This is a genomic window from Vibrio sp. B1Z05, assembly GCF_052955985.1.
The window spans coordinates 191,057-205,954 of the sequence record NZ_CP130464.1; the positions used below are offsets into that span (position 1 = coordinate 191,057).

Genomic DNA, 14,898 nt, shown 5'->3' on the forward strand with positions numbered 1-14,898 from the left:
TGCCAATGAATATAGTGTTTTATGAAAGGGGATTACTAGGAGCATCAATAGTAAGTTGGTTGGTCGGAACATGTTGTTGCTCTCTTTCTTATGGAATGATGAAGAATAGGTTAATACTGCTTAAATATTCCGCATACATTTTGAATATATTCACAGCCTATATTTGCTACAAATACATTGAATCAATTTCGTTATCTATAGATTTTCCACTTTATGCGGATACTATTTTTCATAAACAAAGTAGAAATGTCGTCAGTTTTTACTTGCTCATATTTATTATTCAATACTTATTTTCGGCGAAGATAAATGATATTAAACCCAACATCAGTCTGATTCTTCTTCCTTCGATTCTAAATATTCTTTTGCTGAGTAGGACCGGTATCATTCTTTCATTAATTATAATACTGCTAGTACTATTTTTCTATTACAAGAAATATTTCCTACTGACATTGATGGTAACTCTACCATTTTTACCGATGATTATAACAGGAGCTGTAGAGAACAGTAATTTCTCCAAAGGAATGGAAAGTCCAAGATCTATCTTTCTCCATGAGTATTTGGAACTTTTTGATCTGAAAACATTTTTATTGGGCTTTGACGTAGATAAAATGCCTTGGACTAAATTATATAATGGAAATACACACAACTCATATATTAACTTTAATGTTTATTATGGTGCTACAGTTATATTTTTTCTTTTGTGTACGTTTTATGTTTTGTATAAATCTTTTAAGAAAGATTTATACTTATTCGTTTTGTTCTCTATTCTAGTTATACGTTATTGTTTGGATTCAGTTGCATTCCTTGGTTATGCAACTGACTTTGTTTTTTATTTGTTTGTTTTCTACTTCTCTACATTTTTGGGAAAAGAAAATAACAACAACATTTAATAGATACCATGTATACTAGTGCTTAAATAGCAATCTAATATAATAAATTATGACAGAGATTTCACATGGAAAAGATCAAACTAATTTTCATATCAAATATAACATTAGGTTATAGTTCACCTAAATACATAAGCTTCATTAATTTGGTTAATAAAAAATTCGATAGTGTGGATATAGAAACATACGAAAGGTGGGACTACCCTAGACCTATATATGACATTCCTGGTTTTTCGTTTAAAAGGAATGTTTTATCTGGATGGTTGGAATGTATAAAACCTAAAAAAAATAGAGTTTGGTTTAGATTGCTGCGAAATATATCTCTCTTTATTTCTGAGTTTAAAATGATAATTAATATTATCTCACAGGCTAAGAATAATAGGTTGATTATTGTGACTACGTTTGAGAATCCTTTATTTGGTTTAATAAACTCTGAGAATGTACTTATCTTACAGAATTATAGTGAAATATGGACGGAGGATCATCTTAATTTTATTTCTAAATCACAAGCGATGTTATTATCTCCACTTTTAAAAAAGTACAGGAATAATGTAAACCTATGCGTCTCACCACAGTACGATAGATTACTTTTAGCTAGAGATATTTATCGGAATGCCAAGCATTACCTTGTGCTAAATTGTCCCCCTTTTGAGAGCGTGTCCTCTACAGGAAAAAATTTCGATCAAATTCGGGTCTTATACCAAGGTGTCATTGGAAAGACCAATTACCCTTACGAGTTGATGAGTTTACTGCTGCAATTAAGCGAAATATATGAAGTACATTTTGCGGGTAAAGTTCAAAATGTCTTCGAAAAAGAATTTAATCAATTGGTAAAAGATAGCTCTATAGTTGATCATGGATACCTGAATCAATTTCAACTTGCGGAGCTCCGATCCAAGTGTAATGTAGGGATCGTTTTTTGGGACGAAAGTAACTTGAATACTAAATATTGTGCGCCAAATAAATTGTTCGAATATATGTCATGTGGTTATTTTGTCATCTCTTCCAAAAATCACTCACTAAATAAATTTTATGAGAACTACAATTATGGCCTAAATATTGATGTACACTCCGAAAATTTAAATAATGCCGTAAGTGAACTTGATATTAAAGAAATGATCAGAATATCAAATAATAACATGGAGCACTGCAAGAAGTTATTAAACTTTGAATCTCAAAATGAAGAACTGATGCAAGAGCTTTCTTATTTTATAGATATTGAAAATCCTTAGATTTATACAGGTTAAGTTGTGTTGCTTATCGTTACTTAACTGAGGTTGATCTTTGTTTTTAATATAGCCGATTAGATTTGTTAAGTTTAATCCTAATATGAAGATATCATGAAAAAAATACTATTTTCTGAACATGAAACGTATTATAGATCTCTAGGGCTTAGAGATATTGATGGATTGGAATATGTTTTTGGTGGGTCTAGATTTTATAATAAAGAAATATCTTTTTTCAAAAAATTCTCCGGCTTTGTTTGTGCGTTTTATACTATGCCACACAATACCCTGTTAACTCTAAAATTCAAATCACTTAATAAAAGAACACTGCTTTGTTCTGATGGTATTTTTGAATTTTCTAACGCTTTCGAAAATCCTATGATAACTAAATACAGGCTTTCTTTATTCCATCCAATAATACAAGATTGTTTTTTGAGCGTTGGTAAAAGAGAGGCTAATTATTTTTCTCAAGATGTAGAGGTTATTCAATATATGCCAGAGCGAATGTTGTCTCAAACTGATGTTATTGATTTATCAAAAGATACTAAAGTTCTGATAACAACAGCTAATACCGCATACTTTAATGAACTGGAATTTTGTAGACTAAAGTCACTAATTTCTGAAGTAGCAGAACTACTTAGTTACAACTCGATTAAGTTTTGTTTTAGAATATTTGATGAAAAACTGCTTTCTGCATTAAACGTTGATCATCAAGTTTACAACGATATAAATAGAGGGTTCGAAGAGACTCTTGCGGACTATAACTCAGTAATAACTACTCCAAGTAGTATAGCTATTACTGCTATGTATCATCGAAGGTCTGTTGCTTTATTAGTTTATCGAGATTGGCCTATGTACTTGCAAGCAGGATGGTTGTTGCCTTCAGCAAAAGTGTTGGAATCTAGTTTGCAAGATTTCATCTCATTGGAAGAAAGTAGAATTGAAATTCAAAACAAAATTTTGAAATCTTACATTACAGAAGTTGGCATTACAGAATGTATTGATAAGGCCCTGGTTAGTAAACCAAATTATAATTGTAATAAAGTTGACGCACATATAGATATTAGCATGATGAATATGCTCGAATCTAAATTCAACTTCAATGTTGAATGGTATGTACGCAAACTTTATCTCAAATTCAAGAGTAATAAAGTATTTAAGGATATTAGAAAGTGGATAAAATGAAGAATGTTTTACACATTCAACTATTGCCATTGCTCACAGGTGTTCAACGAGTGAGTCTAAACGAAATTGTTGAAGTTTATGAAAACAATCCGGAGAAATATAATTTCTCTGTTGCATGCAATGGTAAAGGTCCGTTAACCCTTAAACTTGAGGAGTTTGGTATAGACTACTTTATAATTCCTGAGTTAAAAAGAAATGTAGAACCAGTAAGCGATTTTAGAGCTGTTTTTAAATTATATAAGATTATCAAACATAATAAGTTTGATATTGTCCATACTCACTCTTCTAAAACTGGTTTTTTAGGGCGTATTGCTGCCCGATTATCAGGTACGCCTTTGGTTATACATACGGTACATGGCTTTTCTTTTCCAATGACAACTAATCGGTTTGCAAAGTTTGTCTTCTTTGTAATGGAATGGTTTGCAAAGTTTTTTACTGATAAATTGATTGTTCTAAATGAATCTGACTATGATATCGCAGTTGGTTTGCTTGGTTATAGGAAAGATATTGTCAAAATAATCCCTAATGGTGTAAACACTGACGTGTTCTCTCCAAGGGAAACTAGTAACAAAAGATTTCATATAGTAATGGTCGGAAGACTCTGGAAACAGAAGAATCCTCTTTGCTTGGTTAAAGCTGTAAAAATTCTTCGTGATAGGAATGTTGATGTAAAATTGGATTTGATTGGTGATGGTGAACTTTCAAGTGAAATTAAAAACTTCGTTGAAAGCAATAATATGCACAATAATGTAGAAATATTAGGCTGGATTGATAGTGTAGAAAAACTCCTTCCAGCGTATGACCTTTTTGTTTTACCGTCACTTTGGGAAGGGATGCCTTTAGCAATATTAGAAGCTCAATCTTGTGGTCTACCTGCTATCGTTTCTGATATTCCTGGAAATAGTGACTTAGTCAAAGATGGCTTTAATGGCTATTTATTTGAAAAGGATAACTCTCAAGACCTTGCAGACAAAATACAAATGATTGTATCAGATAGCAACTTACGAGAAATACTTGCGAATAATGCTAGGGAATACATTTGTAATGAATACTCTAATACAAAAAGAAACAACAGTGTTCTAAATATTTATAATCAGTGTTAGCTATTGCTTTTATTTAAAAGAAGATTTTTATAATTTAGTTGTTCATTTATAAGATAATGTGATTTTCAACAGAGAGATATGACTTCTCTAATTATTGAACATGCTTTCAAATGCATTGGTTGGAACTTTATCTTTTTTATATTAGTAATGTTTAACGTTTCTCTAGAGGTATATTTATGTTTTTAATAGCGGGCCCTTGTGTAATCGAATCTGAATCTTTGGTTCTGGACACTTTTGGATATTTGCAAGATGTGACTAAAAAGTTAGGTATAGAGTATATTGCTAAGTCTTCTTTCACTAAAGCGAATCGTTCATCCGCTTCTGCTTTTACTGGTCCGGGAGTCGAAGAAGGTTTAATAATACTCCAAAAAGCTAAAGAACAGCTTGGAGTTAAGGTTATTACCGATGTACATGAAGATACTCCTTTAAATGAGGTAGCCTCGGTAGTAGATGTATTACAAACGCCAGCTTTTTTAGTTCGTCAAACAGGCTTTATTCAGCGGGTCGCTTCAATGGGTAAACCTGTTAACATTAAAAAGGGCCAGTGGATGCATCCAGCAGATATGGCGCCAGTAGTTGAAAAATGTCGAGCAGTTGGAAATGATGATATCTGGTTATGTGATCGCGGTACTAGTTTTGGATTTGGGCAACTCGTCAACTATATGCCTGGTCTAACGATTATGAAGGAAACAGGTTGTAAAGTTGTGATGGATGCTACACATAGTGTGCAAATGCCCGGTACACTAAATGGTTCAACAGGTGGGAACCGTTATCATGTCCCTGCAATAGCTCGAGCTGCAGTAGCTGTGGGAATTGATGGACTATTTATGGAAACACATCCAGATCCTGATAAAGCACTTTGCGATGGTCCAAATATGTTGCCACTTAAACATATGGAGGAATTGCTTGAGACTCTTCTGGAAATAGATGAAGTCGTTAATCGTCGAAAAATGATTGAATCAAAGTTGGTATAAACTCATGTCATTAAAGCTGACCTCTCCGATTCGACTGGTGTTGTTTGATGTAGATGGTGTTATGACTGATGGTTCCATTTATATTTCTGAACTAGGTGAGTATTTTAAGTCTTTTAATGTTCAAGACGGCATAGCTATTGAATTGTTGCGAGTTCATGGTATCAAAACGGGCGTAATATCAGGCAAGAAGAGTCTTGCGCTAACAAAGCGTTGTGAACAATTGGGGGTCGATATTATTGAAACCGGATGTAAAAATAAGCTTCCTAAATTAGGTGAAGTATGTGACTTATTTGCTATAGATGCTAAGGAAGTAGCGTTTTGTGGGGATGATGTTCTTGATATTCCAATTATGCGAAAATGTGGTTTCTCAGCATCTCCAAGTGATGCACATAAATTGGCATTAGAGTCTGCTGATTGGGTTTCATCTAAAAAGGGGGGGCACGGCTTCGTTCGTGACTTCGTAGACCAGTTGCTCACTACGCAACTACAAAGTACATTGTTGGAGATTTACAAGCCATTATTAAAAAAAATTGAGCTTGATGATGTAAAAGAGGTAGAGCAGTGATAAACAAACTAAAGGTTGTTGTACCAGCAAGATTTGGTTCATCTCGTTTACCGGGTAAGCCATTACTTACTATCTTAGGTAAGCCAATTTTTTGGCATGTTTATCAACGTGTATTAGAAGCAGGTATACCTGCTAGTGATATAGTTATCGCAACTGATGATTTAAAGATTCATCAGACAGCAATCGAATTAGATGTACCTTCTTTGATGACTAGAAAGTCTCATGATAGTGGTACAGATCGTCTCAACGAAGTGGCAGAAAAACTCAATTGGGATGACGACACATTAGTTATCAACGTACAAGGTGATGAACCTCTAATCCCTGGTGAAGTTATAAGTCAGTTGGCTCATTTTTCTTTAAATTCAGGCCAGTTTGATATTTTTACAGTAGTTACACCACTAATTGAAAAAAAAGACTTTCTCAATCCGAATGTAGTTAAGGTCGTTTTGGGAGAGATTGGACGCGCTATTTATTTTTCACGTAGTCCAATCCCTTTCAATCGAGATTCTGTTGGTTCGCTTGAAAGTTGCTATCGTCACGTAGGAATCTATGCGTATACAGTAGAAAGCTTAAGACGCTTTTGTAACTGCAGAGTGTCAGACATAGAGAAGCTTGAAAAGCTAGAGCAACTCAGAGCATTAAGCTATGGACTTACAATTGGTGCAACTGTCGTTGGTAACGCACCACCACATGGTATTGATACAAAAGAAGACTACCTAACGGTAAAGAATATAATGGAAAGCGAAGAATGACAGTATTAGAACGAGCTAAGGATGTATTGCAGATAGAAATAGCTGGATTAGAACATATGTCTAATCAACTAGATAGTTCTTTTGAGTGTGTAGTTGATGCTATTTTAAATACAGCAGGGAGAGCTATTATTTGTGGTATGGGCAAATCAGGAATTATTGGGAAAAAGATTGCTGCTTCGTTTGCTAGTACAGGAACCCCTAGCTTTTTTATGCACCCTGGAGAAGCTTTCCATGGGGATTTAGGGATGGTAAGGCCTGAAGATGTGTTCATTGCAATTTCAAATTCAGGTGAAACGGATGAAGTTCTCAAACTCCTTCCTTTTTTACGTGACAATGGAAATTGCATTGTAGGTATAACAGGACGTACTAGTTCCACTTTGGCTCAGGCTTCACATTACCATTTAAATGTCAATGTTCCTAGAGAAGCGTGTCCTCTTCAGTTAGCCCCAACGGCATCGACTACAGCAACGTTAGCTATGGGGGACGCATTGACCGTGTGTTTAATGGAAAAGCGAGAATTTCAACCTGAAAACTTTGCTCGGTTTCACCCTGGAGGCAGTCTAGGTCGCCGTTTATTAGGCAAAGTGAGTGATGAAATGATTACTGAAAATCTACCGATTGTAGGGTCGAATGCGCCATTTCATGATGTAATCAATACTATTTCGAGTGGCAAGGTTGGCCTAGCTGTTATCTTGGACTCTGAGCAACCTGCTATTATCACAGATGGTGATTTGCGAAGAACAATGGAGCTCAAAGGAAAAGATGCTTTCGATTCGAGAGCAATGGATATAGCGACAGCCAATCCTATCTCTGTTGCACCCGAAGTAAGCATTCAATCGGCGTACAAGTTAATGGATGATAAGTACGTGAATGCGTTACTTGTATTTAAAAGTGGCTCTCTAGTCGGTCTTTTGAAGAAATAATTTACTAGCAAACTATTCTCATGTAATTAGATGTCAGAGCTAAATTAGTATTGTCTAATTTTAATATGAAATAGTAAATTAGCTCTAGTTACTTTACTAAGTTCTAATGACAAAATAGTGATATTTTGTGTCGCTATTTTGTCATCATTCACTTTTATAATGAGTCAGCGCTCCGATATGGATGCAGACTTTCCCAACGCAGTATGTAGATACTCCATTTAGCACCACTACGTGTCGCTAATCTAGATAGAATAACCAATAATGCTTGCGCGCTAACTCAAGTTCTTTTTTGAAAAGCACGCAATCCAGTTACACCCAATTAAATTTTGCAATTATTAGGCTCAACGTCATGTCACTTTTTGATTCCCTCGTCGAATTATCGATGTTCTTTTTTCTGTCGCTCGCGGTGCTCTATTGCATGCGTAAGGTAGGCTACGCGATAGGATTGGTTGACAAGCCCAACGCGCGTAAACTCCATCAAGGTAGTGTGCCGTTAGTGGGCGGCATATCCATTTGTATTACGGTTATGTATTTTCTCTACGTCAATGCCGATGAGCTATTGCATCCTCAGTTATTTGCATCTTGCCTAAGCGTTTTGGTTTTGATTGGCGTGGCGGATGACCGCTTTGATATCAGCTACAAGCTTCGTATGGGTATTCAAGCGGTGCTAACGCTAGTTATGATTCACTATACGGGTTTGACGCTATCACATATTGGCAACGCGCTAGGCTTTGGAGTGTGGACCTTCCCTCCTTATGTCGATATCGTTGTGACTTTGTTCGCGGTAATTGGCGCGATTAATGCCTTTAACATGGTGGACGGCATTGATGGCTTGTTGGGCGGTTTGACGATTGTGGTGTTTGCCTCGCTCGGCATTGTCTTTTACTCGCACGACTTGTACCAATCGGCTTACTTTGCGGCTGTGTTCATTGTCATTGTTGTGCCGTTTGTATTGTTCAATTTGGGCTACTTTGGCAAGGTGCGTAAAGTGTTCATGGGTGATGCGGGCAGTATGATGATCGGCTTTACCGTGATTTGGAGTTTGATTGGTGGCACGCAAGGTATTCATGGTGATTACGTGATTAGACCGGTAACCGCGCTGTGGCTAATCGCTGTCCCGCTAATTGACATGATGGCGATCATGATCCGTCGTATCCGTAAAGGGCATTCACCGTTCCATCCAGATCGTGAACATTTTCACCACATCATGCAGCGCATCGGTTTTACGCCAAGAGAGTCTTTAGTGGTGATTTGTTTGGTTCAAGTGGTGTACTCCACCATTGGGCTTGTGGGCGAAGCGTTTGGTGTACCTGAGTACATTATGTTCTATACCATTGTAGGGTGCTTCTTGTTCCATACGTATTGGATGACGCATTCATTTCAAATGGCAAAAATTGTGAGAAAGTGGAAAAAGCTGGAAGACGAGCCAGTAAAAGACACGTTGTAACTCAGAAATAGACACACTGTTTTCAAGTAAAGGGTAAGGCTTAACCCTTGGCATGACGAGCAATTCAATGCCCTCATCAATGTGTTTGATGGGGGCATTGTGGTTTCTAAGCAAATAAAAAGTCACTGACTACAAAGGCTGAGTCAGTCACCCAAACATCCGAATGCTCGTTAAAGGGAGCATCAGGCTTGCAGCGCTTGGTTAAGGGATCATTTTGTTCATCAGCTTATCGAACGATGCGCCATCTCGCTGTGAAGCATTCGCTACATACGGCGCATACACATCAAACAACAATCTTGTATCGCTATGCCCAAGCATCTGCGAGATGTAAAGCGGGTTTTCAAGCGCGGCAATATGCAAAACCGCGGCTGTATGGCGGGTTTCATAAGCGCGACGTTTGGCAAGGCCCGCTTTGTTGAGCGTTGGATACCAAAGCTTTTTGCTGACCCAATGGGTATCCAGTGGCAATCCCTTATGAGTAAATACAAAGTCATCATCCCCACACTCATCGGAGTGAAGTCTAGTCAACGCCTCAAATAAAGTATCGCACATCTTCAAATCGCGTCTGGATTTGGGCGTTTTCACATCACACAGTTCCCCATTCACATAGTTATAGCGAACGCGAATCAAGCGATGCGCAAAGTTGATCTGCTCCCACTTAAGTGCATGCACCTCACAGCTTCTCATCCCTGTCCAAAAGCGCAACACAAAGTAATCACGCCACTTCGTATCCACCACCGTTAAGAAACGCTTCACCTGGTCCACCGTCAATGGTTTAGAGTTGGCTTTCTCCTCTTTAAGCGCTTTATAGCGGCGAAGCGGATAGCTAAACTTAAACTCATCAGAGGCTAAGCTCACCACCGGAGTAACGGGGTCAGGTCTTGAAATTTGCACGTGTAATATGTGTGGGTAATAGAGAGGTTTGGTCTTTTTTATTTAGTGTGGTTTTGTTACTAGTTTTAATTTGTCTTTGGGTTGATTTAGTGCGAGGCTGGTCGTAATTGAGTGATGTTGTGATTAATATCGTTTTGTTTTGAGTAATAATTAACTTCATGTTTTGCTGTTTCACTTGGAATGGAATCATGAGTCGACCATTGCGATTAGAGTTTTCAGGGGCGTTGTATCATATAACCTCACGAGGTAATGAACGAAAGTGTATTTATGCTAGCGACGAGGACTTTGAGTTATTTTTGGATGTTCTAGGGCAGGTTTGTGAGCATTACAACTGGGTAGTACATGCTTATTGTTTGATGAGTAACCATTATCATCTCTTGCTTGAAACGGCAGACGGTAATTTAAGTCAGGGTATGCGTCACTTAAATGGTGTATTTACTCAATCCATCAACCGCAAGCACAAACGGGTGGGACACTTGTTTCAAGGGCGCTACAAAGGGATCTTGGTCGATAAAGAAAGCTATTTACTCGAACTCTGTCGTTATATTGTTCTCAATCCTTTACGGGCAAAAATGGTTGAGAATTTAGATGAATGGCAGTGGTCTAGTTGGCATCATATGCTTGGCAATTTAGAGTCACCGGATTGGTTGGCAACGGATGCTTTGTTATGCCATTTTTCTAGAAATAGAAAGGTCGCCATAAAAGAGTATATACAGTTCGTTGCTAATGGTAGGGGCGTTAATATTTGGCGACACTTGCAACATCAAGTTTTTCTCGGCAGTGACCATTTTGTGCAAACGCACCAAGCACTGCATGACAAATTACAATGCGACCTTCAAGAAGTGCCATTAAAACAACGACGATCTAAACCAAAACCCTTGCCCACTTATGAAGCATTGGCGTCTAATCGTTCCGAAGCGATGTCTCTCGCGTATCGTTCTGGTGGTTACACGCTCAAACAAATAGCAAATTATTTTAATGTGCATTACTCAACAGTAAGTCGCATTGTACGAAATCAATGCAGAGGCAGGTCTTGATATTTGCACGCGAATTTTAGTTTAGGGTTAAACCCCGCAAATTGACGGATACTCTGTATTTGCACTTAATTCAAGATAATAGCAATGATTAAACACTGTTTATTCCCTGCCGCTGGCTACGGCACACGTTTTTTACCTGCCACAAAATCAATGCCAAAAGAAATGATGCCTATTGTTAATAAGCCGCTTGTCGAATACGGCGTTGATGAAGCCATTCAAGCAGGTATGTCTAGCATGGCGGTGGTTACTGGTCGTGGTAAAAGCTCACTTATGGATCACTTCGATAAGAACTATGAGTTAGAGCATCAAATTCAAGGGACTAACAAAGAACCCTTGCTTGATGACATCCGTTCACTGATTGATTCGGCTTCCTACACATTCATTCGTCAGCGCGAAATGAAAGGCCTAGGCCACGCGATTCTAACGGGCAAAGAACTTGTGGGTGATAACCCGTTTGCAGTTGTGCTGGCTGATGACCTGTGTATTAATGAACATGACGGCGTACTTGCACAAATGGCAGCGCTTTATCGTCAGTTCCGCTGTTCGATTGTGGCAGTAGAAGAAGTGCCGGAATCTGAAACACACAAATATGGCGTTATTGCGGGCCAACACTTAAGTGATGACTTGATTCGCATTACCGATATGGTGGAAAAACCAGAACAAGGCACTGCGCCAAGCAATCTGGCAATTATTGGTCGCTATATTTTAACGCCAGATATCTTTGATATTTTGGAGAAGACTCAGCCAGGTAAAGGCGGAGAGATTCAAATCACGGATGCTTTGCTTGAACAAGCGAAAAACGGCTGCGTAATTGCGTATAAGTTTAAAGGAAAACGTTTTGACTGCGGTAGTGTAGAAGGGTACATCGAAGCCACAAACTACTGCTACCATAACGTCTATTTAAAAGGAAACAAAGCTAAAATTGACCGTTCATCAACCACGAAAGTGTAAGGTGCGGCTTTTCTTATTGCACGAGCTTATGTTTCAACATCTTTGAGATTATCCTAAGCTTCAGACCTTTACTGCTTGTATCTCATTTTACAATAGCCAATTTTTTGCAACTGATGTCAGCGTAATTGCTGGCTCAGTACCGAACTCTCACTTGTTTACCCCACTTTTTGTCCTTTAAAATAGGATAATTTGCTTTTTGTATAAGCATAGAACAAGTGAAATCTCGATATCATTTGTCGAATGTTGTTTTTAACCTCTTTTAATTATTCAGGATAGGCTCACAGTCATGTCAGTTTTTGAGTACATCATCGAACTCTCGATGTTTTTTTTCATATCTCTTGCGGTGTTATATTGTATGCGCAAGATAGGGTATGTCATTGGTTTGGTGGATAAACCCAATGCCCGTAAACATCATCAAGGTGTAGTGCCTCTGGTTGGGGGTGTTTCGATAAGCATCACTGTGCTTTACTTCTTATTTGTTAACGCGGACGAACTGCAGCACCCAGCAATCTTTGCCACTTGTTTAACCATCTTGGTGGCGATCGGGGTGTTAGATGATCGCTTTGATATTAGTTATAAATTACGCATGGGGATTCAGGCCCTATTAACTTTGGTGATGATCCATTATACAGGTATCACATTGTCTCATATTGGTAACGCACTGGGCTTTGGTGTTTGGCAGTTCCCTCCTTATGTTGACATCATTGTTACTATGTTCGCAGTAATCGGCGCTATCAACGCCTTTAATATGGTTGATGGTATTGATGGCCTATTAGGTGGATTAACCACGGTAGTGTTTGCATCACTCGGCATTGTCTTTTATAGCCACGATCTTCCTAATGCCGCGTATTTTACAGTCGTCTTTATCGTTATCTTAATTCCGTTCATTTTGTTTAACCTAGGTTACTTCGGTAAAGTGCGTAAAGTATTTATGGGTGATGCAGGAAGCATGATGATCGGCTTCACTGTAATTTGGATTCTGATCGGCGGAACACAAGGTGAGGGTGGACACTACGTTATCAGACCCGTAACTGCACTTTGGTTAATTGCCGTTCCTTTGATTGATATGATGGCCATTATGATCCGCCGCATCCGTAAAGGACACTCACCGTTTCACCCCGACCGAGAACACTTCCACCACATTATGCAACGCATCGGTTTCACCCCACGCGAAGCGCTAGTGGTAATTTGTGTAACCCAAATCATCTACTCAACCATCGGTCTACTAGGTGAATACTTCAACGTACCAGAATACGTGATGTTCTACACGATAGTCGGGTGCTTCCTATTCCACACCTACTGGATGACTCACTCATTTCAGATGGCGAAGATAGTTAGAAAGTGGAAAAGCGGGGTCAGGTCTTGAAATTTGCAGGTTGTGATTGGTAGGTAGTGGCTTCTAGACCGCGAGCAATTCTAATACATCAAGCAACGCATTGGTTTTATGCCAAGGGAATCACTAGTAGTGATTTGTTCGGTTCAAGTCACGTACTCTGCGGTTAGTCTCCCTTGCTGAGGCGTTAAACGTCCCTGAACACAACATGTTCTACATCATTGTAGGGTGTTTCTTATTCCACACGTACTGGATGACACGCTCTTTTCAAATGGTAAAAGTGTTGCGGAAGTGGAATAAGCTTGAGTAGCTAGTGGTTGAAGAAAGAGAATAATGCGGTTGTGCATTCCTACCAGCAAAGTTTGCCTGTTGGAAAGAATATGAATCGTGTTGTGTACAAGGATTGGCTTGCTTTAAAGATGAAGTTGAATCCTTTGCGCATTAAAAGATGAAAATTGCTATTGCAGGTACAGGCTATGTAGGCCTGTCTAATGCGATGTTGCTAGCGCAGCATCATCAAGTTACCGCGGTTGATATTGTTGAAGATAAAGTCAAGCTACTGAACAACAAACAATCGCCGATAGTCGATGTTGAAATTGAAGACTTTCTGGCTAATAAGCCCCTTAACTTCACTGCTACACTCGATGCAAAACAGGCATACCAAGATGCCGACTATATAGTGATTGCAACGCCAACTGATTACGACGTAGAAACTAACTACTTTAATACATAGTCAGTAGAGGCGGTGATTAAACTAGTGATGAAGATTAATCCAAATGCGGTAATGGTGATCAAATCCACCGTTCCTGTGGGTTATACCGCTCGCATTAAGCAAGAGTTAGGCTGTGATAATCTGATCTTCTCACCAGAATTTTTAAGAGAAGGGCGTGCGCTGTACGACAACCTTCATCCTTCACGCATTATCGTGGGTGAGCGTTCTGAGCGTGCTGAAACATTTGCTAACCTACTGGTAGAAGGAGCTGTAAAAGAGAACATCGAAGTGTTGTTTACGGACTCAACCGAAGCTGAAGCAGTAAAACTGTTTTCGAATACCTACCTTGCACTGCGCGTAGCTTACTTTAACGAGCTAGATTCTTACGCCGAAGCGCTCGATCTAGACTCCCGCCAGATCATCGAAGGTGTGGGATTAGATCCTCGCATCGGCAGTCACTACAACCACCCATCGTTTGGTTATGGAGGGTATTGCCTACCTAAAGATACCAAACAGCTTCGCGCCAACTACGCAGAAGTACCGAATAATATAATAGGTGCGATTGTTGATGCCAATACCACGCGTAAAGATTTTGTAGCCGACTCAATATTGAAACGTAATCCAAAACGAGTTGGTATCTACCGCCTTATCATGAAAGCTGACTCTGACAATTTCCGTGCCTCTTCTATTCAAGGCATTATGAAGCGCCTAAAAGCCAAAGGCATTGAGGTTGTGGTATACGAGCCTGTCCTAGAAGAAAAAGAGTTCTTCCGCTCTGCTGTTATAAAAGACTTGGCTGAGTTTAAAGCCATGTCTGATGTGATTGTTTCAAATCGCATGGTCGAAGAGTTGGCAGACGTTGAAAACAAAGTGTACACACGTGATCTATTTGGTTCAGATTAAGAGAAT

11 protein-coding genes and 2 pseudogenes are annotated in these 14,898 nt (G+C 38.7%); 12 read left to right on the forward strand and 1 reads right to left on the reverse strand.

The window, feature by feature from the left end:
• The first annotated feature begins 955 nt into the window (after positions 1-955).
• The 8 genes from QV280_RS13790 to wecA (QV280_RS13825) all read left to right on the forward strand — a co-directional run bounded on the left by QV280_RS13790 (position 956) and on the right by wecA (QV280_RS13825) (position 9,062).
• Complete coding sequence (locus tag QV280_RS13790) at positions 956-2,119, forward strand: glycosyltransferase family protein (protein WP_152820483.1); 1,164 nt, start codon at positions 956-958, stop codon at positions 2,117-2,119.
• A 108-nt stretch (positions 2,120-2,227) separates the two neighbouring features.
• Positions 2,228-3,298 (forward strand): hypothetical protein, encoded by a 1,071-nt coding sequence (locus QV280_RS13795; protein ID WP_152820485.1) that lies wholly within the window; start codon positions 2,228-2,230, stop codon positions 3,296-3,298.
• Positions 3,295-4,401, forward strand: coding sequence for a glycosyltransferase family 4 protein (locus QV280_RS13800; RefSeq protein WP_253912568.1), 1,107 nt, complete (start codon positions 3,295-3,297; stop codon positions 4,399-4,401). The genes QV280_RS13795 and QV280_RS13800 overlap by 4 nt, the downstream gene beginning before the upstream one ends.
• 176 nt (positions 4,402-4,577) lie before the next feature.
• Entirely contained in the window at positions 4,578-5,375 is a 798-nt protein-coding gene (gene kdsA / locus QV280_RS13805) for a 3-deoxy-8-phosphooctulonate synthase (protein WP_152820490.1), read from the forward strand.
• 4 nt (positions 5,376-5,379) lie between these two features.
• Entirely contained in the window at positions 5,380-5,940 is a 561-nt protein-coding gene (locus QV280_RS13810; RefSeq protein WP_152820493.1) for a KdsC family phosphatase, read from the forward strand.
• The gene (gene kdsB / locus QV280_RS13815; RefSeq protein ID WP_367869558.1) at positions 5,937-6,692 is read left to right on the forward strand and encodes a 3-deoxy-manno-octulosonate cytidylyltransferase; all 756 of its coding nucleotides are present in this window, start codon (positions 5,937-5,939) and stop codon (positions 6,690-6,692) included. Before QV280_RS13810 ends, kdsB begins: the two co-directional genes overlap by 4 nt.
• The gene (locus QV280_RS13820; RefSeq protein ID WP_152820496.1) at positions 6,689-7,615 is read left to right on the forward strand and encodes a KpsF/GutQ family sugar-phosphate isomerase; all 927 of its coding nucleotides are present in this window, start codon (positions 6,689-6,691) and stop codon (positions 7,613-7,615) included. The genes kdsB and QV280_RS13820 overlap by 4 nt, the downstream gene beginning before the upstream one ends.
• A gap of 349 nt (positions 7,616-7,964) precedes the next feature.
• Positions 7,965-9,062 (forward strand): UDP-N-acetylglucosamine--undecaprenyl-phosphate N-acetylglucosaminephosphotransferase, encoded by a 1,098-nt coding sequence (wecA, locus tag QV280_RS13825; protein ID WP_152820499.1) that lies wholly within the window; start codon positions 7,965-7,967, stop codon positions 9,060-9,062.
• 201 nt (positions 9,063-9,263) lie between these two features.
• Here wecA (QV280_RS13825) and QV280_RS13830 read toward each other — a convergent pair.
• Positions 9,264-9,920, reverse strand: a pseudogene (locus tag QV280_RS13830) (site-specific integrase); the annotation flags it as partial.
• A 224-nt stretch (positions 9,921-10,144) separates the two neighbouring features.
• Here QV280_RS13830 and QV280_RS13835 point away from each other — a divergent pair.
• From QV280_RS13835 to QV280_RS13850, 4 genes and pseudogenes are all read left to right on the forward strand, one after another.
• A complete protein-coding gene (locus tag QV280_RS13835; RefSeq protein WP_152820502.1) occupies positions 10,145-10,993 on the forward strand; it encodes an REP-associated tyrosine transposase in 849 nt (282 codons plus the stop codon).
• Positions 10,994-11,077: 84 nt separating this feature from the next.
• Entirely contained in the window at positions 11,078-11,944 is an 867-nt protein-coding gene (galU, locus tag QV280_RS13840; RefSeq protein WP_152820505.1) for a UTP--glucose-1-phosphate uridylyltransferase GalU, read from the forward strand.
• Between the two features lie 286 nt (positions 11,945-12,230).
• Positions 12,231-13,310 (forward strand): UDP-N-acetylglucosamine--undecaprenyl-phosphate N-acetylglucosaminephosphotransferase, encoded by a 1,080-nt coding sequence (gene wecA / locus QV280_RS13845; RefSeq protein ID WP_152820508.1) that lies wholly within the window; start codon positions 12,231-12,233, stop codon positions 13,308-13,310.
• 415 nt (positions 13,311-13,725) lie between these two features.
• A pseudogene (locus QV280_RS13850) lies at positions 13,726-14,892 on the forward strand (nucleotide sugar dehydrogenase).
• The last annotated feature ends 6 nt before the right edge of the window (positions 14,893-14,898 follow it).

Excerpts from the sequence above, each read along its gene's own strand:
- QV280_RS13790 (WP_152820483.1), top strand. The coding sequence starts at position 956 with ATGGAAAAGATCAAACTAATTTTCATATCAAATATAACATTAGGTTAT.
- QV280_RS13795 (WP_152820485.1), top strand. The coding sequence starts at position 2,228 with ATGAAAAAAATACTATTTTCTGAACATGAAACGTATTATAGATCTCTA.
- QV280_RS13800 (WP_253912568.1), top strand. The coding sequence starts at position 3,295 with ATGAAGAATGTTTTACACATTCAACTATTGCCATTGCTCACAGGTGTT.
- kdsA (WP_152820490.1), top strand. The coding sequence starts at position 4,578 with ATGTTTTTAATAGCGGGCCCTTGTGTAATCGAATCTGAATCTTTGGTT.
- QV280_RS13810 (WP_152820493.1), top strand. The coding sequence starts at position 5,380 with ATGTCATTAAAGCTGACCTCTCCGATTCGACTGGTGTTGTTTGATGTA.
- QV280_RS13820 (WP_152820496.1), top strand. The coding sequence starts at position 6,689 with ATGACAGTATTAGAACGAGCTAAGGATGTATTGCAGATAGAAATAGCT.
- wecA (WP_152820499.1), top strand. The coding sequence starts at position 7,965 with ATGTCACTTTTTGATTCCCTCGTCGAATTATCGATGTTCTTTTTTCTG.
- QV280_RS13835 (WP_152820502.1), top strand. The coding sequence starts at position 10,145 with ATGAGTCGACCATTGCGATTAGAGTTTTCAGGGGCGTTGTATCATATA.
- galU (WP_152820505.1), top strand. The coding sequence starts at position 11,078 with ATGATTAAACACTGTTTATTCCCTGCCGCTGGCTACGGCACACGTTTT.
- wecA (WP_152820508.1), top strand. The coding sequence starts at position 12,231 with ATGTCAGTTTTTGAGTACATCATCGAACTCTCGATGTTTTTTTTCATA.